This is a genomic window from Streptomyces thermoalcalitolerans (genome assembly GCF_039525155.1).
GTDB classification, from domain to species: Bacteria; Actinomycetota; Actinomycetes; order Streptomycetales; family Streptomycetaceae; genus Streptomyces; species Streptomyces thermovulgaris.
Map to the genome: position 1 here is coordinate 135,405 of NZ_BAAAHG010000004.1, position 23,289 is coordinate 158,693.

General features: G+C 70.6%; 13 protein-coding genes. 8 read left to right on the forward strand and 5 right to left on the reverse strand.

Annotation, left to right across the window (positions count from 1 at the left end):
• Window positions 1-115: 115 nt before the first annotated feature.
• Complete coding sequence (locus tag ABD224_RS04470; RefSeq protein WP_344047132.1) at window positions 116-3,115, forward strand: bifunctional [glutamine synthetase] adenylyltransferase/[glutamine synthetase]-adenylyl-L-tyrosine phosphorylase; 3,000 nt, start codon at window positions 116-118, stop codon at window positions 3,113-3,115.
• Window positions 3,116-3,284: 169 nt separating this feature from the next.
• Here the strand turns inward: ABD224_RS04470 and ABD224_RS04475 are convergent, their stop codons facing one another.
• Complete coding sequence (locus ABD224_RS04475) at window positions 3,285-4,124, reverse strand: phosphatase PAP2 family protein (protein WP_344046981.1); 840 nt, start codon at window positions 4,122-4,124, stop codon at window positions 3,285-3,287.
• A 75-nt stretch (window positions 4,125-4,199) separates the two neighbouring features.
• Window positions 4,200-5,234, reverse strand: a complete 1,035-nt coding sequence (locus ABD224_RS04480) for a LacI family DNA-binding transcriptional regulator (RefSeq protein WP_344046983.1) — start codon at window positions 5,232-5,234, stop codon at window positions 4,200-4,202.
• A 434-nt stretch (window positions 5,235-5,668) separates the two neighbouring features.
• On the opposite strand from ABD224_RS04480, the gene ABD224_RS04485 reads away from it, so the two are divergent.
• The 6 genes from ABD224_RS04485 (at window position 5,669) to pulA (ending at window position 17,980) form a co-directional block, all read left to right on the forward strand.
• Window positions 5,669-6,943 carry an extracellular solute-binding protein gene (locus ABD224_RS04485; RefSeq protein ID WP_344046986.1) on the forward strand — a complete coding sequence of 425 codons (1,275 nt, stop codon included), beginning with the start codon at window positions 5,669-5,671 and terminating at the stop codon, window positions 6,941-6,943.
• Between the two features lie 91 nt (window positions 6,944-7,034).
• Window positions 7,035-8,039, forward strand: coding sequence for a carbohydrate ABC transporter permease (locus tag ABD224_RS04490; RefSeq protein ID WP_344046989.1), 1,005 nt, complete (start codon window positions 7,035-7,037; stop codon window positions 8,037-8,039).
• 15 nt (window positions 8,040-8,054) lie between these two features.
• Complete coding sequence (locus ABD224_RS04495) at window positions 8,055-8,966, forward strand: sugar ABC transporter permease (protein WP_344046991.1); 912 nt, start codon at window positions 8,055-8,057, stop codon at window positions 8,964-8,966.
• Between the two features lie 155 nt (window positions 8,967-9,121).
• On the forward strand, window positions 9,122-10,810 hold the full coding sequence (locus ABD224_RS04500) for a glycoside hydrolase family 13 protein (protein WP_344046993.1): 1,689 nt from the start codon (window positions 9,122-9,124) through the stop codon (window positions 10,808-10,810).
• Between the two features lie 193 nt (window positions 10,811-11,003).
• Entirely contained in the window at window positions 11,004-12,380 is a 1,377-nt protein-coding gene (locus tag ABD224_RS04505; RefSeq protein ID WP_344046995.1) for an alpha-amylase, read from the forward strand.
• 191 nt (window positions 12,381-12,571) lie between these two features.
• The gene (gene pulA, locus ABD224_RS04510; protein WP_344046997.1) at window positions 12,572-17,980 is read left to right on the forward strand and encodes a pullulanase-type alpha-1,6-glucosidase; all 5,409 of its coding nucleotides are present in this window, start codon (window positions 12,572-12,574) and stop codon (window positions 17,978-17,980) included.
• A gap of 144 nt (window positions 17,981-18,124) precedes the next feature.
• On the opposite strand, the gene ABD224_RS04515 is transcribed toward pulA, so the two are convergent.
• Together ABD224_RS04515 and ABD224_RS04520 are read right to left on the reverse strand one after the other, a co-directional pair.
• Window positions 18,125-18,817 (reverse strand): TetR/AcrR family transcriptional regulator, encoded by a 693-nt coding sequence (locus tag ABD224_RS04515; RefSeq protein WP_344046999.1) that lies wholly within the window; start codon window positions 18,815-18,817, stop codon window positions 18,125-18,127.
• 55 nt (window positions 18,818-18,872) lie between these two features.
• Window positions 18,873-20,798, reverse strand: a complete 1,926-nt coding sequence (locus ABD224_RS04520; RefSeq protein ID WP_344047001.1) for a hypothetical protein — start codon at window positions 20,796-20,798, stop codon at window positions 18,873-18,875.
• A gap of 214 nt (window positions 20,799-21,012) precedes the next feature.
• Here ABD224_RS04520 and ABD224_RS04525 point away from each other — a divergent pair, with 214 nt between their 5' ends.
• Window positions 21,013-21,495 carry a hypothetical protein gene (locus ABD224_RS04525; protein ID WP_344047003.1) on the forward strand — a complete coding sequence of 161 codons (483 nt, stop codon included), beginning with the start codon at window positions 21,013-21,015 and terminating at the stop codon, window positions 21,493-21,495.
• A gap of 180 nt (window positions 21,496-21,675) precedes the next feature.
• Here the strand turns inward: ABD224_RS04525 and ABD224_RS04530 are convergent, their stop codons facing one another.
• Complete coding sequence (locus ABD224_RS04530; protein WP_344047005.1) at window positions 21,676-23,199, reverse strand: DUF1996 domain-containing protein; 1,524 nt, start codon at window positions 23,197-23,199, stop codon at window positions 21,676-21,678.
• Window positions 23,200-23,289 lie beyond the last annotated feature (90 nt).

The following is a 23,289-nucleotide window of genomic DNA, read 5'->3' on the forward strand; positions in this document are numbered from 1 at the left end:
AGAACCGTGCCCGGTGTCTCCGGAATGCCGGAAGAGGGGGACCGTTGCCCGGGCTCGAGCCTCGTACTCCGGTTAGGCTCTGGCCAGGATGAGCTCGATCCGACGGGAGGCCGGGATGACGGCGCCGGGGCGCAGGAGCAGTACCTTCACACGGCTGCTGCGGCACGGTTTCATCGATGCCTCGGGGGCCGAGCGGCTGCTGGAGAGTCCTGAGCTGGCCCCGCTCCGGAACGATCCGGTACTGCTGGAGGCACTGGGCGCCACCGCCGATCCGGACCTCGCGCTGCGGGGGCTGGTGCGGCTGCTCGAGGCGCAGCCCACACCGACGGAGCGGCGGGAGCTGCTCGACACGCTGATAGCGGCCAAGCCGCTGCGCGACCGGCTGCTCGGTGTGCTCGGCTGTTCCGCCGCGCTCGGCGATCATCTCGCCCGGCACGCCGGCGACTGGCGGGCGCTCGTCACCTACGAACCGCGCGATCTGCACCGCGGGGTGGAGGAGTTCGAGCGGGAGCTCGCGCGGGCGGACGACCCCGTCGCGCTGCGCGTCGCCTACCGGCGCTGTCTGCTGTCCATCGCCGCCCGCGACGTGTGCGGCACCATCGACGTGGTCGAGACCGCCGCCGAGCTCGCCGACCTCGCCACCGCCACCCTGCGCGCCGCCTACCGGATCGCCCGCGCCGCCGCCCCCGAGGACGACGCGCTGTGCCGGCTCGCGGTGATCGCCCTGGGCAAGTGCGGCGGCCATGAGCTGAACTATGTCTCCGACGTCGATGTGATCTTCGTCGGCGAGGCCGCGGAGGGCGCGGACGAGGCGCGGGCGCTCAAGGCCGCCACCCGGCTCGCCTCGCGCCTGATGCGGATCTGTTCCGAGACCACCGTCGAGGGGACGATCTGGCCCGTCGACGCCAATCTGCGGCCCGAGGGGCGCAACGGGCCGCTGGTGCGGTCCCTGAGCAGCCATGTCGCCTACTACCAGCGGTGGGCCAAGACCTGGGAGTTCCAGGCACTGCTCAAGGCCCGGCCGGTCGCCGGCGACCTCGAGCTCGGCGAGCAGTACATCGCCGCGCTCTCCCCGCTGGTCTGGCAGGCCGCCGCGCGCGAGAACTTCGTCGCCGATGTGCAGAAGATGCGCCGCCGCGTGGTCGAGAACATCCCCGCGTCCGAGGTCGAGCGCGAGCTGAAGCTCGGGCCGGGCGGGCTCAGGGACGTCGAATTCGCCGTGCAGCTGCTGCAGTTGGTGCACGGGCGGACCGACGCGTCCTTGCGCAGCGGAAAGACCCTGGACGCGTTGCAGGCGCTGGCCGCGGGCGGTTACGTCGGCCGTGCGGACGCCGCACAGCTCGACGACGCCTACCGGTTCCTGCGCTCCATGGAGCACCACATCCAGCTGTACCGGCTGCGGCGTACCCACCTCGTGCCCGAGGACGAGGCCGATCTGCGCCGGCTCGGGCGGTCGCTCGGCCTGCGCAGCGATCCGGTCGCCGAGCTCACCCGCGAGTGGAAACGGCACACCAGCGTCGTACGGCGGCTGCACGAGAAGCTGTTCTACCGGCCGCTGCTCGACGCGGTCGCCCAACTTGCGCCCGGTGAGGCCCGGTTGAGCCCCGAGGCGGCCCGGGAGCGGCTGGTCGCGCTCGGGTACGCCGATCCCGCCGCGGCACTGCGGCATCTGGAGGCCCTCGCATCGGGGGTGACGCGGAAGGCCGCGATCCAGCGGACGCTGCTGCCGGTGCTGCTCGGATGGTTCGCGGACTCCGCCGACCCGGACGCCGGGCTGCTCAACTTCCGCAAGGTGTCCGACGCGCTGGGGAAGACACCGTGGTACCTGCGGCTGCTGCGGGACGAGGGGGCCGCCGCCGAGAACCTCGCGCGGGTGCTGTCCGCCGGGCGGCTCGCGCCCGATCTGCTGCTGCGGGCGCCGGAGGCCGTCGCCCTGCTCGGGAACGGTGACGGCGGCGGGCTCGAACCGCGCGGGCGGGCCCAGCTGGAGCAGGAGATCCTGGCCGCGGTGGGGCGCGCGGAGAGCGCCGAGCAGGGAGTCGCGGCGGCCCGCGGGGTGCGCCGGCGGGAGCTGTTCCGTACGGCCGCCGCCGACATCATCGGTTCCTACGGCACCGAGGCGCAGCCCGCCGAGGCCGACCAGGGCGCGCTCGTGGACCGGGTGGGCGGCGCGGTGTCGGAGCTGACGGCGGCGACCCTGGCCGGCACGCTGCGGGCGGTGGTGCGCGAGGGCTGGGGGGACACCCTGCCGATCCGGTTCGCGATCATCGGGATGGGGCGGTTCGGAGGGCATGAGCTGGGCTACGGGTCGGACGCGGACGTGCTGTTCGTGCACGAGCCCCGGGACGGTGTGGACGAGCGGGAGGCGGCCGAGGTCGCGGGGCGGGTCGTCGCCGAGATGCGGCGGCTGCTCCAGGCGCCCAGCTCGGACCCGGCGCTGCTGATCGACGCGGATCTGCGGCCCGAGGGGCGCAATGGGCCGCTGGTGCGGACGCCGGCGTCGTACGAGACGTACTACCGGCGGTGGGCGCAGGTGTGGGAGTCGCAGGCGCTGCTGCGGGCTGAGCCGGTGGCGGGGGACGAGGAGCTGGGGCGGCGGTTCATGGAGCTGATCGACCCGGTGCGGTACCCGCAGGGCGGGCTGAAGGACGACGCGGTGCGGGAGATCCGGCGGCTGAAGGCGCGGATGGAGACCGAGCGGCTGCCGCGGGGAGCGGACCCGAAGCTGCACACCAAGCTGGGGCCGGGCGGGCTGTCGGACGTGGAGTGGACCGTGCAGCTGATGCAGCTGCGCCACGGGGCGGTGGAGGCGTCGCTGCGGACCACGCGGACCCGGGAGGCGCTGGCGGCGGCGCGGGAGCTGGGGCTGGTCTCCGAGAAGGACGCTGCGACGCTGGACGAGGCGTGGGTGCTGGCCACACGGGTGCGGAACGCGGTGATGCTGGTGCGGGGGCGGGCCGGGGACACCTTCCCCACGGAGCCGCGGGAGCTGGCCGCGGTGGGGCGGTATCTCGGCTACGGGCCGGGGCGTGTGGGAGACATGCTGGACGCGTACCGGCGGACCGCCCGGCGGGCCCGGGGGGTCGTGGAGTCGCTGTTCTACGGCGCGCAGTGACGCCGCGCAGCGCTCCGCGTACGCTGCGGGGCCGGTGGCCGCACCGCACCCGGCTGCGGGCAGCCGCGCCGCGCCCCGGGCTCCGCGCACGGGGACTTCCAGGGCGGCAGGGGAGTTCCGGGAGCGGCACGCGGCACCCTGCCGGGCGCGGGGAGCGCCGCGCGCGGGGCTATGCCTTCACCGGTTGCAGAGCCACCGCTCTCGGCAGCGCGTGCGGCAGCGCTCCGTACCAGGCGCGGGCCACCAGGAAACCGAAGCCGAGGCACAGGACGCCGCCGACCGCGTCGAGCCAGAAGTGGTTGGCGGTGGCGACGATGACGATCAGGGTGGCCACGGGGTAGATCAGGCCGAGGACGCGGACCCAGGGGATCGTGCACAGGGCGAAGAGGATCAGGCCGCACCACAGGGACCAGCCGATGTGCATGGACGGCATCGCGGCGTACTGATTGGACATGTTCTTCAGGTCGCCGGAGGCCATCGAGCCCCAGGTGTTGTGGACTTCGACCGTGTCGATGAAGAGGCCGCCGCTCATCAGGCGCGGGGGCGCCAGGGGATACAGGTAGTAGCCGAGCAGGGCCGTGCCCGTGGTGATGAAGAGGGTGGAACGAGCCGCCGAGTAACGGCCGGGGTGTCTGCGGTAGAGCCACACCAGGACGCCGATGGTGACCACGAAGTGCAGGGTCGCGTAGTAGTAGTTCATGCCGACGATCAGCCAAGTCACGGAGTTCACGGCATGGTTGATCGAGTGCTCGACGGCGATGCCCAGCTGGTGCTCGACGTGCCAGATCCAGTCGGCGTTGCGCAGGGCCTTGGCCTTCTGCTCGGGGACCGCGTTGCGGATCAGTGAGTACGTCCAGTAACTCACCGCGATCAGCAGGATCTCGAACCACAGCCGGGGAGGCCGGGGGGTGCGCAGGCGCCGTACGGCCGGGAGGCGGCTTTCGTCCGTGACGGGAGGCGGAGCGGCTTCCTCCCGGCCTTCCAGTGGCCTCACGGTCGTGTCACCCATGGGCACAGAGTCTGCCAGACAAACCCTGCCGGGACGATCATCCTCCAGTCGGGTTCCGGCCGTACGTTCTCCGCCTCACGAACGACTCCGGTCCCCAGGGGCCGAGGCGGTCGAACCGCGGACCACCAGCTCCGGCATGAACACGAACTCGCTGTGCGGCGCGGGCGTGCCCCCGATCTCCTCCAGCAGGGTGCGCACCGCCGCCTGGCCCATGGCGGGCACCGGCTTGCGGATCGTGGTCAGGGGCGGATCGGTGAAGGCGATCAGGGTGGAGTCGTCGAAGCCCACGACCGAGATGTCCCGGGGGACCTCCAGCCCGCGCTGCCGGGCCGCGCGGATCGCGCCGAGCGCCATCATGTCGCTGGCGCAGACGATCGCCGTGCAGTTCCGCTCGATGAGCGCGGTGGCGGCCGCCTGCCCGCCCTCCAGGGAGTAGAGGGAGTGCTGGATCAGCTCGGACTCGACGGCGTCCGAGGACAGGCCCAGCTGGTCCTGCATCGCGCGGACGAAGCCCTCGATCTTGCGCTGGACCGGGACGAAGCGCTTGGGGCCCAGGGCCAGGCCGATGCGGGTGTGGCCCAGGGAGACCAGATGGGTGACGGCCAGGGTCATCGCCGCGCGGTCGTCGGGGGAGATGAAGGGCGCCTGGACCTTCGGGGAGAAGCCGTCCACGAGGACGAAGGGCACGCCCCGGGCGCGCAGGCGCTCGTAGCGCTCCATGTCCGCCGTGGTGTCCGCGTGCAGGCCGGAGACGTAGATGATGCCCGCGACCCCGCGGTCCACCAGCATCTCGGTCAGCTCGTCCTCCGTGGAGCCGCCGGGGGTCTGGGTGGCGAGCACCGGGGTGTAGCCCTGCCGGGTCAGCGCCTGGCCGATGACCTGGGCCAGTGCCGGGAAGATCGGGTTCTCCAGCTCGGGGGTGATCAGGCCCACCAGCCCCGCGCTGCGCTGCCGCAGCCGTACCGGGCGTTCGTAGCCCAGGACGTCGAGGGCGGCCAGTACGGCCTGGCGGGTGGTGGCGGCGACGCCCGGCTTCCCGTTGAGGACGCGGCTGACGGTCGCCTCGCTCACCCCCGCCTGGGCGGCGATGTCGGCAAGCCGTGTGGTCACATGAGTGGACTGTACCGGCCGCCTTCCGCCCTGCCCACCGGGCGACCGCCCGGGGCGTGTCCTTGAACGGCCCGCTACGGGCTGCTGCGTCATCGCGATCCTTTGTGTTCGGTCGGCGTCCGGTCGACGGCCGGGTCTCGGCATACGGTCCGCAACGGGATGATTCCTCTCTCCTCACCGTATGGCAAGAGCTTGCAGAGCCTTGCACAAGGGTCCAAGAGCCCTCTCGGCCACATGAAAACGGGGTTGCGGGGCGGGTGCGGGAGGGTCACGAAGGGGTAACCTTCGCGATTTCTTGCACTTTTTTTCTGCAAGGTCTTTCGTCGAGGTTGCAACGCTGTTAACTTCACCGTCGCCCGGCGACGGCAATGACGCGGCGGGGGCGGCGGACGGGACCGCTTCCCGCTCCCGGGCTTTCACCTCAAGGAGAACTCATGCGGCGTGGCATAGCGGCCACCGCACTGGTGGCATCCCTTGCCCTCACGGCGACGGCGTGCGGGGGGAGCGACAGCGGCAGCGACAAGTCGGGCGGTCCGGTGACCATCACCTGGTGGGACACCTCCAACGCCACCAACGAGGCACCGACGTACCAGGAACTGGTCAAGCAGTTCGAGGCGGCCCACAAGGACATCAAGGTCAAGTACGTCAACGTGCCCTTCGACCAGGCACAGAACAAGTTCGACACCGCCGCCGGCTCCAAGGGTGCCCCGGACGTGCTGCGCGCCGAGGTCGGCTGGACCCCGGCCTTCGCCAAGAAGAGCTATCTGCTGCCGCTGGACGGCACCGAGGCCCTTGCCGAGCAGGACAAGTTCCAGCCCAGCCTGATCAAGCAGGCCCAGTACGAGGGCAAGACCTACGGCGTTCCGTTCGTCACCGACACCCTGGCCCTGGTCTACAACAAGGCCCTGTTCAAGAAGGCCGGCATCACCGAGGTGCCCAGGACCTGGGACGAGCTGAAGTCGGCCGCGGCCAGGATCAAGGACAAGACCGGTGCCGACGGCTACTGGGGCTCCACCCAGGCCTACTACGCCCAGACCTTCCTGTACGGCGAGGGCACCGACACCGTCGACGCCGAGGCCAAGAAGATCACCATGAACTCGGCCGCCGCGAAGAAGGCGTACGGCACCTGGCTGAGCATGTTCGACGGCAAGGGCCTGCACAAGGCCGACACCACCGCCGACGCCTACGCCCACATCCAGGACGCGTTCGTGAACGGCAAGGTCGCCGCGATCATCCAGGGCCCCTGGGAGATCACGAACTTCTACAAGGGCAGCGCCTTCAAGGACAAGTCCAACCTGGGCATCGCTCCCGTCCCGGGCGGCTCCTCCGGCAAGGCGGGCGCCCCCACCGGCGGTCACAACCTCTCCGTCTACGCCGGCTCCAGCAAGGAGAAGCAGGAGGCCGCGCTGAAGTTCGTGAGGTTCATGACCTCGGCGAAGGCCCAGGAGACCATCGCCCTGAAGAACTCCACGCTGCCCACCCGCGACGACGCCTACACCGACCAGGTCAAGGCCGACCCCGGCATCGCCGGCTACCAGGGCGTCCTCTCCATCGCCCAGCCGCGCCCGGCGCTGCCCGAGTACAGCTCCCTGTGGGGGCCGCTCGACACCGAACTGGTCAAGATCGCCGGTGGCAAGGTGTCCCTGGACAAGGGCCTGAAGGACGCCGAGACCGCGATCGCCAAGCTGGTCCCGGACTTCAGCAAGTGAGTCGCCGTGGCCGCCGGTCCTCCCGGTGCGGGAGGCCCGGCGGCCACCGGCCTGTGTGCCCCGCCCCCGAACTTCCAGAAGGTGTCGAACCATGACAGTCGCCCTCGAGAGCGCGGCCGCCCGGCCCGGCGGCGGGCACGGACGCGGTCCCGGCCTGCTGCAGCGCCTGAAGCACGGCTACCAGAAGTATTGGTACGCCTATGCGATGATCGCCCCGGTGGTCGTCGTGCTCGGCGTCCTGGTGGGATACCCGCTGGCGCGGGGCTTCTACCTGACGCTGACCGACGCCAACAGCCTGAACTCGGCCCGCACGATCGGTGTCAACCACATCGAGGCCACCTATGAGTTCATCGGCCTCGACAACTACCAGGACATCCTGTTCGGGCCGACCGCCTACGACCGGTTCTGGTCCCACTTCCTGTGGACGGTGGTCTGGACCGCGCTGTGCGTCCTCCTGCACTACACCATCGGCCTCGGCCTGGCCCTGCTGCTGAACCGGAGGATGCGCGGCCGCACCTTCTACCGGCTGCTGCTCATCCTGCCCTGGGCGGTGCCCACCTTCGTCACCGTCTTCTCCTGGCGGATCATGCTCGCCGACTCCGGCGTGCTCAACCAGATGCTCGGCGCCCTGCACCTGCCCCAGCCGCAGTGGCTGGAGGACAGCTTCTGGCAGCGGGCCGCCGCCATCCTGGTCAACACCTGGTGCGGCGTGCCGTTCATGATGGTCTCGCTCCTCGGCGGTCTGCAGTCCATCGACTCCTCCCTGTACGAGGCCGCCGAGATGGACGGGGCGAGCCCCTGGCAGCGCTTCAAGTACGTCACCCTGCCGGGCCTGAGGTCGGTCAGCTCCACCGTGGTCCTGCTCGGCATCATCTGGACGTTCAACCAGTTCGCCATCATCTTCCTGCTGTTCGGCCGTACCAGCGCCCCCGACGCGCAGATCCTCGTCACCTGGGCCTACTACCTCGGTTTCGGCCAGCAGCCGCGCGAATACGCCCAGGCCGCCACCTACGGCGTCCTGCTGCTGTCGATCCTGACCGTCTTCACCTCGGTCTACTACCGCTGGCTGAAGCGCAATGACCAGCTCGCCCTCTGACGCAGGAGCCCCACGATGAGCACCACGACCCTCGACACCGCCGCGTCCCCGGCCGCGTCCCGGACCGTGGCCGAGGCACCCCGGCGCGTGCGGCGGCGCGGGGAGAGCAGCCCGCTGGTCCGCGCCGTCGCCCACGGCCTGCTCGTGCTGGCGAGCCTGATCGCCACGGCCCCGGTCGCCTGGCTGATCTACCTCTCGCTCGGCCCGGACAAGGACGACTATCTGCACCCGGGCGCGATCGCGGAGAAGATGACGTTCTCGAACTACGCGTTCGTGCTCCAGCACACGAACTTCTTCAAGTGGTTCGAGTCCACGATGATCGTCGCCCTGGGCACCACCCTGCTCGGCGTGGTCTTCGCCGCCACCACCGGCTACGCGGTCTCCCGCATGCGCTTTCCGGGGTACCGGTCGCTGATGTGGGTGCTGCTGCTCACCCAGGCGTTCCCGATCGCCGTGCTCATCGTCCCGATGTACGAGATCTTCTCCGAGCTCGGCCTGATCGACACCTACGGCGCGGTCATCCTCGTCAACTGTTCGACGATCGTGCCGTACTGCGCCTGGCTGATGAAGGGCTACTTCGACACCATCCCCGTCGAGATCGACGAGGCCGGGCGCGTCGACGGCCTCACCCCGTTCGGCACCTTCCTGCGGCTCATCCTGCCGCTGGCCCGGCCGGGCCTCGCGGTCGCCGGGTTCTACAGCTTCATCACGGCCTTCGGCGAGGTCGCCTTCGCCTCCACGTTCCTGCTGGACGACCAGAAGTACACCTTCGCCGTCGGACTGCAGAGCTTCGTCAGCGAGCACGACGCCCAGTGGAACTACATGGCCGCGACCGCAGTGTTGATCGCTGTTCCGGTGGCCGCTTTCTTCTACCTTGTGCAGAAAAACCTGGTCACCGGCCTCACCGCGGGAGGTACCAAGGGCTGACCCCCCACCGGCCGGCAACCGGCTCCCGCGCGCCAGGGCCGCGTGGGTGGCGGCCGCGGTGTCCCCCGACCCCGCCGACACCGCGGCCGCCTCGTCATCCGGACGTCGCCGCCGCCCGCACCCGACCCCATTACTCCGCACACACCGAGGACGCCATGAGCCAGCAGCACAACCCGGCCCGATCCGCTCGCCTTGAAGCGGCCGTCGCCACGGTCGCCCCGCGCCGCGACTGGTGGCGCGAGGCAGTGATCTACCAGGTGTATCCGCGCAGCTTCGCCGACAGCAACGGTGACGGCATGGGCGATCTGGAGGGCATCCGCTCCCGCCTGCCCTATCTGCGCGACCTCGGTGTGGACGCCGTGTGGCTCAGCCCCTTCTACGCCTCGCCGCAGGCCGACGCCGGCTACGACGTCTCCGACTACCGGGCCGTCGATCCCATGTTCGGCACCCTTCTGGACGCCGACGCGCTGATCCGCGACGCCCATGAGCTGGGCCTGCGGGTCATCGTCGACATCGTGCCCAACCACTCCTCCGACCAGCACGAGTGGTTCAAACGCGCGGTCGCCGAGGGCCCCGGCTCCCCCCTGAGGGAGCGCTACCACTTCCGCCCCGGCAAGGGGAAGAACGGCGAGCTGCCGCCCAACGACTGGGAGTCCATCTTCGGCGGCCCCGCCTGGACCCGGGTCACCGAACCGGACGGCACCCCCGGCGAGTGGTACCTGCATCTGTTCGCGCCCGAGCAGCCCGACTTCAACTGGGACCACCCGGCCGTCGGCGACGAGTTCCGCTCCATCCTGCGGTTCTGGCTCGACATGGGCGTCGACGGCTTCCGCATCGACGTGGCCCACGGCCTGGTCAAGGCCGACGGCCTGCCCGACCTCGGCACCCGTGACCAGGTGAAGCTGCTGGGCAACGACGTCATGCCGTTCTTCGACCAGGACGGGGTGCACGAGATCTACCGGCAGTGGCGGCGGATCCTCGACGAGTACCCGGGCGAACGGATCTTCGTCGCCGAGGCATGGACGCCGACCGTCGAGCGCACCGCGAACTACGTGCGCCCCGACGAGCTCCACCAGGCGTTCAACTTCCAGTACCTGAGCACCTACTGGGACGCCGGCGAGCTGCGTGAGGTCATCGACCGGACCCTTCGGGCCATGCGCCCGGTCGGGGCCCCCGCCACCTGGGTGCTGTCCAACCACGACGTCACCCGGCACACCACCCGCTTCGCCAACCCGCCCGGCGCCGGCACGCAGATCCGCACCGCCGGCGACCGCGAGCTGGGCCTGCGCCGGGCACGCGCGGCCACGCTGCTGATGCTGGCACTGCCCGGCTCGGCGTACATCTACCAGGGCGAGGAGCTCGGCCTGCCGGACGTCGTGGACCTGCCCGACGAGGTGCGCCAGGACCCGGCGTACTTCCGCGGCGACGGCCAGGACGGTTACCGCGACGGCTGCCGGGTGCCGATCCCGTGGACCCGCGAGGGCTCCTCCTACGGCTTCGGCGACGGCGGCAGCTGGCTTCCGCAGCCGGCGGACTGGGGCGAGCTGAGCGTCGAGGCACAGCAGGGCGTGCCCGGCTCCACCCTGGAGATGTACCGCGCCGCGCTCGCCGTCCGCCGTGCCCACCCGGACCTGGGCGCGGGCGACGGCGTGGAGTGGCTGCGCGCCCCCGAGGGTGTTCTCGCCTTCCGGCGCGGCGATTTCGTCTGCGTGGCGAACACGACCGGCGAGTCGGTCACCGTCCCGGCGTACGGCCGGGTCCTGCTCACGAGCGGCGAGGTGACGGAGGCGGACGGCGAGGCGAAGGTCCCGGGCGACACGACGGTGTGGTGGACCACCGCCTGAGGCACGGGGTCTGAGGCACGGGGCCCGGCGTCCCGGGCCCGGGCCGCCCGGCCGGAGCTGCGCCTTCACGGCAACTTCACACAATCAACTCCGCATCGCCCACTGCCCGTTGGGGCAGTGGGCCTTTATTCTGCGCTCAACTACTTGCTGAATCTTTCAGCAAGAGCCTTCAACGGAGAAGGAAGCCCCACACATGAACATGCGCAGATCCGTTTCCTGCGTCGCGGCCCTCGCCGCAGCAGCCTCGATGGCCCTTGCCTCCCCTGCCGCGGCCTCCCCGCCCGGCAGCAAGGACGTCACCGCGGTCCTCTTCGAGTGGAACTACGCCTCCGTCGCCAAGGAGTGCACCACCACCCTGGGCCCCGCCGGTTACGGCTACGTCCAGGTCTCCCCGCCCGCCGAGCACGTCCGGGGCCCGCAGTGGTGGACGTCGTACCAGCCGGTGAGCTACCGGATCGCCGGCCGGCTCGGCGACCGCACCGCGTTCCGGAACATGGTCGACACCTGCCACGCGGCGGGGGTGAAGGTCGTCGTCGACACGGTGATCAACCACATGTCGTCGGGCAGCGGCACCGGCACCGGCGGCTCGTCGTACACGAAGTACGACTACCCGGGCCTGTACTCGGTGTACGACTTCGACGACTGCACCGCCGAGATCACCGACTACCACAACCGCTGGAACGTCCAGCACTGCGAGCTGGTGGGCCTCGCCGACCTCGACACCGGCGAGGAGTACGTCCGCAGGACCATCGCGGGCTACATGAACGACCTGCTCTCCCTCGGCGTGGACGGCTTCCGCATCGATGCGGCCAAGCACATACCCGCGGCCGACCTCGCCAACATCAAGTCACGCCTGACGAACCCGGACGTGTACTGGAAGCAGGAGGTCATCTACGGCGCGGGCGAGGCGGTCCAGCCCACCGAGTACACGGGCAACGGCGACGTCCAGGAGTTCCGCTACGCCTACGACCTCAAGCGGGTCTTCCGCAACGAGAAGCTCGCCTACCTGAGGAACTACGGCGAGGGCTGGGGCTACATGAACAGCTCCGTGGCCGGTGTCTTCGTCGACAACCACGACACCGAGCGCAACGGCTCCACCCTCAGCTACAAGGACGGCGCCGACTACACCCTGGCCCATGTCTTCATGCTGGCCTGGCCGTACGGCGCCCCCGACATCAACTCCGCCTACGAGTGGTCCGACTTCGACGCCGGACCTCCCAACGGCGGCAGGGTCGACGCCTGCTGGCGGGACGGCTGGAAGTGCCAGCACGCCTGGCCGGAGATCAAGTCCATGGTCGCCTTCCGCAACGCCACCCGCGGCCAGGCGGTGACCGACTGGTGGGACAACGGCAACAACGCCATCGCCTTCGGCCGGGGCGGCAAGGGCTTCGTGGCCATCAACCACGAGCAGGGCACCCTGACCCGCACCTACCAGACGTCCCTGCCCGCGGGCACCTACTGCAACGTCCAGAACAACACACCGGTGACGGTCGACGGCGCCGGCCGGTTCACCGCCACTCTGGGCCCCAACACGGCGCTGGCGCTCCACACGGGCAAGCGCAGCTGCTGAACGGCGGCGCGCCCGCCGCATGGTGCGCCGGCCGACCGGGCGCACGGATGTGAAAACCCTTGCTAAAGGTTTCAAGAGTCTTGCTGTAAGCCTTGCGCAGAGGATACGGTCGCGCCCACGCCCGACGGCGGAGCTGCCGCCGGGGCGAGGGGTCGCAGTCAAGTGAGCCGCACCGTCAAGGAGTTCACCCCGTGATACCTAGATGGCCGGCGCCCTCGCGGCGCCGCACTCCGTCAGGCAGAGGCGTCGCCGCCCTCACCGCGGCCGCGCTCGCCGCAGTGCTCGCCCCACCGCTCACGGCGCGGGCGGCCACTCCGCCCGCGCCGCCCTCAAACGCCCGGCTCGCCGCCGAGCCGGCCCGGCACGACCTGACGCGCGAGCAGTTCTACTTCGTCCTGCCGGATCGTTTCGCCAATGGCGACCCCTCCAACGACCGGGGCCGGCTGACCGGTTCACGCCTCGTCACCGGCTACGACCCCACCGACAAGGGCTTCTACCAGGGCGGCGACCTCAAGGGCCTGATCAACCGGCTCGACTACATCAAGGGCCTGGGCACCACCGCCATCTGGCTCGCCCCGGTCTTCAAGAACCAGCCCGTGCAGGGCACCGGCAAGGACGCCTCCGCCGGTTACCACGGCTACTGGGTCACCGACTTCACCCGGGTCGACCCGCACTTCGGCACCAACGAGGACCTCAAGACCCTGGTCTCCAAGGCGCACGCCAAGGGCATGAAGGTCTTCTTCGACGTCATCACCAACCACACCGCCGACGTCGTCGACTACAAGGACGACTCCCGCGCGTACCTGTCCAAGGGCGCCTTCCCCTACCTGACCAAGGACGGCCGCCCCTTCGACGACGCCGACTACGCCGACGGCGGCAGGGGGTTCCCCGCCGTCGACGAAAGCTCGTTCCCGTACACCCCGGCCGTTCCCGCCGCCAAGAAGGACCTCAAGGTCCCGTCGTGGCTCAACGACCCGGCGATGTACCACAACCGCGGCGACTCCACCTTCGCCGGGGAGAGCTCCGGCCACGGCGACTTCGCCGGCCTCGACGACCTGTGGACCGAGCGCCCCGAGGTCGTCAGCGGCATGAAGAAGATCTACCAGCGCTGGGTCGAGGACTTCGGCATCGACGGTTTCCGCATCGACACCGTCAAGCACGTCAACATGGAGTTCTGGACCCAGTGGGCGACGGCGCTCGACACCTACGCCGCCCGGCACGGCCGCGAGAACTTCTTCATGTTCGGTGAGATCTTCTCCGCCGACACCTCCGTGACCGCCCCCTACGTCACCCAGGGCCGCCTGGACGCCACGCTGGACTTCCCCTTCCAGGAGGCGGCCCGCGCCTATGTCTCCCAGGGCGGCAGCGCGAAGAAGCTGGCGAGCGTCTTCGCCGACGACTACAGGTACACGACCGACAAGGCCAACGCCTACGAGCAGGTCACCTTCCTCGGCAACCATGACATGGGCCGGATCGGGTACTTCCTCCAGCAGGACAACCCGAAGGCCACCGACGCCGAGCTGGTGCGAAAGAGCAGGTTCGCCCACGAGCTGATGTTCCTCAGCCGCGGCAACCCCGTCGTCTACTACGGCGACGAGCAGGGCTTCACCGGCTCCGGCGGCGACAAGGACGCCCGCCAGACCATGTTCGCCTCCAAGGTCGCCGACTACCTCGACGACGACCGCATCGGCACCGACCGCACCCACGCCCACGACGCCTACGACACCACCGCGCCGCTCTACCGGCACATCGCCGCCCTGGCCAAGCTCCGCAAGGACCACCCGGCCCTGGCGGACGGCGTCCAGACGGAGCGGTACGCCGCGGACGGGCCGGGCGTCTACGCCGTCACCCGCACCGACGCGAGGACCGGCGCCGAGTACATCGTCGCCTTCAACAACGCCGACGGCGCCAGGACCGCGACCTTTGCCACCGGCTCGGCGAGGATGACCTACCGCGGCATCCACGGCACCGGGGCGACCGTGACCTCCGGCGCCGACCGCAAGGTCACCGTCACCGTCCCGGCCGGCTCCGCCGTCGTCCTCAAGGCGGCCGGCACCCTCGACAAGCCCGCCGTCAAGCCGTCCCTCACCCTGACGGCCCCCGCCGCCGGAGCCACCGGCACCGTCGAGGTCGGCGCCGACGTCACCGGCGGACAGCTCAACCGGGTCGTCTTCGCCGCCCAGGTCGGCAACGGCCCGTGGAAGGTGCTCGGCTCCGCCGACCACGCCCCCTACAAGGTCACCCACACCCTGGCGAAGACCGTCCCGGCCGGCACCCCCCTGCGCTACAAGGCGGTCGTGGTCGACTCGGCCGGCCGTACGGCGAGCGCCACCGCGACCTCCGTCACCGGCACTCCGCCGCCGCCCGAGACCCCCACCGCCTCCCTGCGCGACTACGCGATCGTGCACTACAAGCGCACCGACGGCGACTACGCGAACTGGCGTCTGCACGTCCGGGGCGACGTGGCCGACGGCGAGGCCGGGGGTGACGGCCACCCGTTCACCGGCCGGGACGCCTACGGCGCCTTCGCCTACGTCAGGCTGAAGCCGGGCGCCTCGGCCCTCACCTTCCAGGTGACCGACACGAACGGCACCGAGGACGGCGCCGAGCGGTCCGTCGACCTCACGAAGACCGGCGAGGTCTGGATCGAGCAGGGCGACGAGACCGTGCGGACCACCCGGCCCGCGGACGCGTACCCGGAACCGGACAGGACCAAGGCGGTCCTCCACTACCACCGCGCGGACGGAAACTACGACGGCTGGGGCCTGCACGTCTGGACGGGCGCCGCGCACCCCACCGACTGGTCCAAGCCCCTCCAGCCGGTCAGGACCGACTCCTACGGCGCGGTCTTCGAGGTGCCGCTCGCCGACGGTGCCACCAGCCTCAGCTACATCGTCCACAAGGGCGACGAGAAGGACCTCCCCGCCGACCAGTCCCTGGACCTGAAGACCTACGGACACGAGGTGTGGCTGCTGAGCGGCCAGGAGAAGTACCTGCTGCCGCAGCCCGCGGGCGGGGGCAGCGCCCTGAACCTGTCCGCCTCCAAGGCGATCTGGATCGACCGGAACACGGTGGTCCTCAACGGCGCGGACAACGCCGCCTCCACCCAGCTGCTCTACTCCCGCAACGGCTCCATCACCGTCCGGAACGGGACGCTGACCAGTGACGACGAGCGCTGGCTGCGGCTGGTCAGAACGACGCTGACCGACGCGCAGAAGGCGAAGTTCCCGCATCTGAAGGACTACACGGCCTACTTTGTCGACCCGCGCGACCGCGCCCGCGTCCGCGAGGCGCTGCGCGGCCAGGTCGTCGCCTCCCAGCGGGCCGCGAACGGAGCGGTGCTCCTGGCGACGGGCGTCCAGCTCGCCGGCGTGCTCGACGACGTGTACGGCAAGGCGGCGAAGAACGCCCGGCTCGGCCCGGTCTTCCACGGCGGACGGCCCACCCTGAGCGTCTGGGCGCCGACCGCGCAGAACGTGGCCCTGGAACTGGACGGCACGACGGTCGCCATGCACCGCGACGACACCACCGGCGTCTGGTCGGTCACCGGCCCGGCGTCGTGGAGGAACAAGCCCTACCGGTACATCGTGAAGGTGTGGGCGCCCACCGCCGGTGAGATCGTCACCAACAAGGTCACCGACCCGTACTCGGTCGCCCTCACCGCGGACTCCCGGCGCAGCCTCGTCGTCGACCTGGGCGACAGGGCCCTGGCCCCGAGCGGCTGGTCGTCCCTGGCCAAGCCCAAGGCCGTACCGCTCAGGGACGCCCAGATCCAGGAGCTGCACATCCGCGACTTCTCCGTCGAGGACCGCACGGTCCCGGCGCAGCACCGGGGCACCTACCTGGCCTTCACCGACAAGAGCAGCGACGGATCGAAGCACCTGCGGAAGCTGGCCCGGGCGGGCACGACCCATGTCCACCTGCTGCCGGCCTTCGACATCGCCACCATCCCCGAGCGGAAGGCCGACCAGGCCACCCCCGACTGCGACCTGGCCTCCTACCCGGCCGACTCCGACCGGCAGCAGGCGTGCGTGGCCAGGGCCGCCGCGAAGGACGCCTACAACTGGGGCTACGACCCGTACCACTACACGGTCCCCGAGGGCTCGTACGCCACCGACCCGGACGGCACGGCCCGCACGGTGCAGTTCCGCCGGATGGTGCAGGCGCTGAACCAGGACGGCCTGCGGGTCGTGATGGACGTGGTCTACAACCACACGGCGGCCAGCGGTCAGGAGAAGACCTCCGTGCTGGACCGGATCGTGCCGGGCTACTACCAGCGCCTCCTCGCCGACGGCTCGGTGGCCACCAGCACCTGCTGCGCCAACACCGCGCCCGAGAACATCATGATGGGCAAGCTGGTCGTCGACTCGATCGTCACCTGGGCCAAGGAGTACAAGGTCGACGGCTTCCGCTTCGACCTCATGGGCCACCACCCCAAGGCCAACATCCTCGAGGTCAGGAAGGCCCTCGACGCGCTCACACCGCAGAAGGACGGCGTGGACGGCAAGAACATCATCCTGTACGGGGAGGGCTGGAACTTCGGCGAGGTCGCCGACGACGCCCGGTTCGTGCAGGCCACCCAGAAGAACATGGCCGGCACCGGGATCGCGACCTTCTCCGACCGGGCGCGTGACGCGGTGCGCGGCGGCGGCCCCTTCGACGACGACCCCGGCGTCCAGGGCTTCGCCTCGGGCCTCTACCACGAGCCCAACTCCTCGGCCGCCAACGGCACCAGGGCCGAGCAGAAGGCCCGTCTGCTGCACTACCAGGACCTGATCAAGGTCGGTCTGAGCGGCAACCTGGCCGCGTACCGGTTCACGGACACCAGCGGCAGGCAGGTCACGGGCGCGGAGGTCGACTACAACGGCGCGCCCGCCGGATACGCGGACGCCCCCGGCGACGCCCTCGCCTACGCCGACGCGCACGACAACGAGTCCCTGTTCGACGCGCTGGCCTTCAAACTGCCGAAGGACACCTCGGCGGCCGACCGGGCCCGGATGCAGGTCCTGGCCATGGCGACGGCCACGCTCTCCCAGGGCCCGGCGCTCTCCCAGGCCGGCACCGACCTGCTGCGCTCGAAGTCCCTGGACCGCAACTCCTACGACAGCGGCGACTGGTTCAACGCCATCCACTGGAACTGCGCCGACGGCAACGGCTTCGGACGGGGGCTGCCCATGGCGGCCGACAACAAGGCCAAGTGGCCGTACGCCAAGCCGCTGCTGACCTCCGTCACGGTGGGCTGCCCGCAGATCCAGGCAGCCTCGGCGGCCTACCGGGACCTGCTGAGGATCCGTACGACGGAGAAGGTGTTCTCCCTCGCCACGGCGGCGCAGGTGCAGAAGCAGCTCTCCTTCCCGCTGTCCGGGAGGAACGAGACACCCGGCGTGATCACCATGAAGCTCGGTGATCTGGTCGTGGTGTTCAACGCGACGCCCGAGCGGCAGCAGCAGCGGATCGCCGCGCTCGCAGGGACGCACTACCGGCTGCATCCGGTGCAGGCGGCGGGCGCGGACCCGGTGGTGAAGACCTCCTCCTACCGGGCGGCGACGGGCACGTTCACCGTTCCGGCCCGTACGGTCGCGGTCTTCACGACTCGCTAGGCCGATCGCACCGGCGCGGCCAGGGCACGCCCTGGCCGCGTCCCGCCGGACGTTCCACGGCTGCGTCTTCCGGACGTTCCACGGCTGCGTCTTCCGGACGTTCCACGGCTGCGTCTTCCGGACGTTCCACGTCCGGGAAACGTTTCAGGAAGCAAGGCTGACGAGCCGGGTGACCAGGGTCCCGAAGGGACCGCCGTCGCCCGGCTCGTCCTTGAAGACACGGCGCATCAGGGCGCCCAACTCCTCGTCCTGGGCGGCACTGACGGCCACGAGGGCACCGAAGTCGTGCACGAGCTGCACCTCCAGCTCGGCGCGCGGCACACGGCGGCCGTCCAGCCAGAGCAGCGCCGTCGACTCGACCAGCGAGATCCACGAGCGGATGACCAGTTCCAGGCGCGCGGGCGGGTCCTCGATCCCCAGATGCGCGAGGATCTGGTCGTACGCGGCCTGCCGCACGGAGTCGATGAGCGCGTTGGTCGTGGAGGAGCCCACCGCCGGGCCGCCGCGCATCAGGGCCGAGAAACCGGGCCCGTGTTCGTCCACGAAGTCGAAGAAGCGACGCATCACCCGCAGCAGCCGGGACCCCAGCGGGCCTTCGTGCGGTTCCGTGAAACGGCTCGCCAGATCGTCCGAGGCACGCTTCAACGCCGCTTCGTACAAGCTGAGTTTGCCGGGGAAGTAGTGGTAGACCAGCGGACGGGAGATGCCTGCCGCGGACGCTATCTCATCGATGGAGACCTCGTCAGGTGAACGGCGGCTGAACAGTTCGAGGGCGACGCCGATCAGCTGCTGCCGCCGCTCCTCGACTCCCATCCTGCGACGAACCCCGGTAGTCATACGAACACCTTACCGATCGAATCCGGCCTCGAAAGAACCCGATCGATCAGGGCGTTCATCTCTGACGCAGCACGCCGATGGACGTGCCGTCGTCCAGCGTCCCGGCGAGATCCACCTCGGCACCCTGCCGGGTCCGTACGGCGAGCAGAGGGCCCTCGGCGGTCGCGTGGACGTCGCCCGTCGCGCTGATCGATGCGGTGTCCTCGGTGCCGGCCGCGAGCAGGTACCAGAGGCCGGCCTCCGACTTCCACAGCACCCCGGCCAGCACATGCGGATCGCGGGCGCCGCAGGCGGACACGTCCTCCGCCCTGGCCACGGCCGTGCCGTGCTGTCCGCCGGGGGTGCGGAACTGGGCCATGACCCGGGGACCGATGCCGCGCCAGGTCTCGGCGCGGGTGCACACCCACTCGGCCGTGCCGCTGCCGTCGGGCAGCGGCTGCCGGGCGTACGGCCAGAGGTTGACCGACCGTACGCCCTGGGTGCGCACGGCGGACAGTGAGCAGACGAACGGTGCCCAGGCACCGCGCCCCGACGCCTCCGACGTCTCCTGCGGGTCCTGCGGGGCGGCGGGGTCGCCGGCGGTGAGGCGGGCGGGGACCAGTTCGCCCAGGTCGCCCAGCAGATGCGTACCGGACTCCTCGGTCAGCTGCAGCGCGTTCCACGAGGTGCAGGGGCCGGTCTTCTGGACCGGGCTGGCCAGGGGCCGGGTGACGCCGTCCTTCGGACCGAGACCGACGGCCTCGGAGCCGGGGTCGAGCAGGTCCCGCTGGGCCGCCGCGGTCACCCAGGGCGCCGTCAGATAGCGGACGTTGCCGTCGGAGCGGCTGAGCACCACCGCGGCGGCCTCCGCCCCGGTGGCACCGTCGACACGGGCGAAGTCCAGGGCGACCTCGGACGTGGAGTCCTTCGATTCGGCGTAGCGGGCGATGCGCAGACCGTCGTGGAAGATCACCACGCGTGCGCCGTCGACCTCGCCGGCGTAGAGCAGCTGCGGCGGTCCGGCGGGGCCGCCGGTGGGGGTGCCGGGCGTCGCGGAGACCCGGACGGACTCGCCGGGGCGGGCCCAGACGGCGAGGGCACGGCGCAGCAGGGACATGTCGCCGGTGAGATTGCCGCGCGCGGGCCACACGGAGAAGCCCGGACGCGAGGAGGCCCGCCAGGCGGTGGGGGAGACCTTCGTCAGCTCGGCCGGGTCGAGCGCGGCCTCGGCGGAGGGGTTCTTGGCGTACACCGGGGCGGCGGCACCGTCGGGACCCCAGCCGCCGCGGGGCAGGGCGACCAGGGTGCCGCACACGGCGAGGGCCGCGACGCCGGCGAGCGCGGCCCTGCTGTGCTGTCTGCGCCGCATCAGATCGGTGGGGCGGGCCTGCAGCGAGCAGGCGTCGAACTCGGGGGACTCCAGCAGCGCGTAGTGGCCGGGCACACGGTCGGCCTGGCGCAGCGCGGCACCGGGGTCGGCCACCCCCGCGGCCGTCAGCAGTTCGTGCACGACGGGGTCCGGGAGCCGTTCCAGACCGCGCAGCACATAGGCGGCGCGGGCCGGCCCGGACAGGGAGGCCAGCCGCTGGTCCAGGGCGAGTTCGTCGGCGCCGCCCGAGCGCGGGAACAGCCGCAGCCCCCACACCATGGGCAGCATCGGCGGCAGCTGGGCGCGTTTGGGCCACACCGTGCGCCTCAGCGGCCGGCCCGCCTCCAGCGCCGTGCGCAGCACCTGGAGCCGGACGAAGGCGTACCCCGGGTCGGCCTCACGGCCGCCCTCCCGGACCGGGACCCCGGTCGCCGACCGCCCGCGCGGCAGCGCCCGCTGCACGAGCGCGTGCGCGCTCAGCACCCGCCGCTTGCGCCCGAGTCCCGGTGGCAGCACCAGGTATGCGAGCCGGACCAGCCGCGGATAGTGCTCGACGAGCGCGGCCTCGGCCCGCTCGACGTCGACGACCGGCGCGGAGGACGAGTGGTGCGGAGCGACATCCTGTGACTGCACACCCAGCCAAACGAGCGACGCGTCCGTTGGTCACCGCCGCCCCGCGGCCCCGGTCCTCGGCCCGTTTCCGCGCGCAGCCGCCCCCGCGGACCGCCGGATTGAATGATGCGGTCCCTTCGGCCGTATCGGTGAGTGGGCCCCGCACAGGGCCGTGACGGCATGCGTGCCTGGCGTGCCGGTGGGAACCGAGAGCCGGAAGCGACCGGAGGAACAGATGAGGGTGACCCGACCGATGCTCGCGGTGGCCGGGGCCGCGGCGGTGCTGGCGCTGGCGGGGTGCGGGTCCGGGAGCGGCGGGGAAGCGAAGGTGCCGCCGACGGCGACCGGCAGCCTGGAGAGCCTGGCCGCCGAGGTGAAGTGCAAGCCGAACATGCAGACCGACGCCGACACGATCCGCCAGGCCATCTGCAAGAAGGGCGAGGAGAAGTACATCCTCGCCACCTTCGCCACCGACCGGGGCCAGCGCGAGTGGATCGAGGCGGCCAAGGACTACGGCGGTTTCTACCTGGTCGGCCGCAAGTGGGTCGCCGTCGGCGAGCAGAAGGTGCTCGAGGACCTGCGCGGCCGGCTCGGCGGCGACCTGGAGAAGGGCGTCGACCACAGCGGCATGAACCACGGCGGCACGCAGCACGGCGGCACGGACCACGGCGGCGGTGCGCATGGCTCCGGGGCCGGGCACACCGGTCACGGGGGCTGAAGGCGCACACCGGACGCCCGGAGGACCGAGCGCCGAAGAGCCGGGCAACAAGACAGGGCACAGAGAAGGCGCAGGCCAGGCACAGACAAGGCGCAAGCAAACGCAAGCAGAGAGGGCCGGTGGCGGGGTTTCCGCCACCGGCCCTCCTTCAGTGGTCAGTCCTCAGCGGACGGCCGGGGATCAGGTGCACTGCCTGCCCTGGTTGATGCACTTGACCACCCTGTTCATCAGCCGCTCGTCCATGACGTTGACGAAGTCGTTGTGGTCGGTGATCGGCTTGTGCAGCTGCTCCGGGAAGCTGTCCACGGCGTACGGGTTCTTGATCTGACCGTTCTCGATGATCGGCATGGGAACGTCGTACACCAGGCGGACCTGGAGCTGCGGGATGGCCTTGAAGCCCTCCGGGCAGCTGCCGTCCGGCCGGACGAACGCCACGTGGTCACGGTGGTTGGCGCTGTCGGCGTTCTTGCCGTCCCAGCAGCTCTGGAAGTTGGCCGTGCGCACGAGCTTGCTGCCCTCGGGGCACAGCACGTACTTGTCCGTGGACTGCCGGTCCTCGAAGCCGGTGCAGCTGTACGAGGTGTTGGCGTTCTTCAGGCCGTTGGTGAAGGACTTGGCGTCGCCGGTGATGATGCGCATCAGCTTCGGCATCGGGACGACCTTGCTCTTCTTGTTGCCGACGAACCGGATCTGGGCCTCCTCGACCTGGATGATCCGGCCGACGTTGCCCTCGGCGCCACCGCCGTCGGCGTCGGCGTCGACCTCCCTGGTGCCGTCCTGCACGCGCAGCACCGGCCAGAAGTACGAGGACTTGTCGCCCTTGTTCTGGCAGCTGGTCTCGGCGGCGAGCAGGTCCTCGTCGCTGGAGAACGCGTTGTTGCTCTGGTTGCCGACGTAGTCGTGCATGTGGTGCGCGCCGTTCGCGACACCGGGGGCCACGATGATGTTGTCGCTGTTGCGCAGCTTGTTCTCGTTGACACCACACTTCGTGGTGAAGGAGCCGGTGGACCCGGTGTTGCCGTTGGCGGCCAGACCGTTCGGCAGGTTGCGCGAGTTCGGCGGGACGTCCTTGATGTCGATGAAGTCCTCGGCGAACGGACCCGCGGCGCCGTTGCCGTTGTCGTTCGGGAGCTGGCCCTGGTCCTGGCCGCCGCCGTTCTGACCGCCACCGTTCTGGTTGCCGCCGTTCTGGCCGCCGCCGTTCTGGCCGTCGGTCGGCAGCGGCTGCTCGGCGGGGCGGCCGGTGCAGGGGGCGAACCGGTCCAGGTCACCGGGGGCCCTGCCGCCGGCCCGGTTGATCTCCAGCCTGATCCGGTCGAGGATCACCTTCCGCCGGTCCTTCAGCGGGCCCAGGATGACGTTCTGGACGTACTTGGGGTCCCTGGCCTGGGCGTCCCGGGTGGTCGCCAGAGTCTGGTAGGCATCGGTGATCTGACGGTCGAGCGTGGCGAGCTCGCCGTCGACCTCACCACGTGCCTGCTCCGGCACGTTGGTGAGCTGCTGACCGACGTCCGGGCACGAGATCGTCGCGATCTGCGCGTTGACGGCCTTCGTCCGGCTGCCCAGTGCGTTGTTCTTCGACTCGCCCGCGGACGCGTAGTAGTTCGCCCAGACCAGCCCGCCCCCACCGAGCGCTAGGGCCGCCACCCCGGCAATGGCCTTGGTGGCCAGCGGCATACGGCGTTTTCGTGTGTTGCGTCCCATGGAACTCCTCTGAACTTCCTTGTGGGGCAGCATCGAGGCGCCCGACAGGAGTGAAGCGGCTCCTCTTCATACGGATGCGACCCCAGAGGT

Bases quoted from the DNA above. Each gene is read 5' to 3' on its own strand.
- ABD224_RS04475 (WP_344046981.1), bottom strand. From the start codon at position 4,124: ATGGGTGACACGACCGTGAGGCCACTGGAAGGCCGGGAGGAAGCCGCT.
- ABD224_RS04525 (WP_344047003.1), top strand. From the start codon at position 21,013: ATGAGGGTGACCCGACCGATGCTCGCGGTGGCCGGGGCCGCGGCGGTG.
- ABD224_RS04490 (WP_344046989.1), top strand. From the start codon at position 7,035: ATGACAGTCGCCCTCGAGAGCGCGGCCGCCCGGCCCGGCGGCGGGCAC.
- ABD224_RS04530 (WP_344047005.1), bottom strand. From the start codon at position 23,199: ATGGGACGCAACACACGAAAACGCCGTATGCCGCTGGCCACCAAGGCC.
- ABD224_RS04485 (WP_344046986.1), top strand. From the start codon at position 5,669: ATGCGGCGTGGCATAGCGGCCACCGCACTGGTGGCATCCCTTGCCCTC.
- ABD224_RS04500 (WP_344046993.1), top strand. From the start codon at position 9,122: ATGAGCCAGCAGCACAACCCGGCCCGATCCGCTCGCCTTGAAGCGGCC.
- ABD224_RS04470 (WP_344047132.1), top strand. From the start codon at position 116: ATGACGGCGCCGGGGCGCAGGAGCAGTACCTTCACACGGCTGCTGCGG.
- ABD224_RS04505 (WP_344046995.1), top strand. From the start codon at position 11,004: ATGAACATGCGCAGATCCGTTTCCTGCGTCGCGGCCCTCGCCGCAGCA.
- ABD224_RS04515 (WP_344046999.1), bottom strand. From the start codon at position 18,817: ATGACTACCGGGGTTCGTCGCAGGATGGGAGTCGAGGAGCGGCGGCAG.
- ABD224_RS04495 (WP_344046991.1), top strand. From the start codon at position 8,055: ATGAGCACCACGACCCTCGACACCGCCGCGTCCCCGGCCGCGTCCCGG.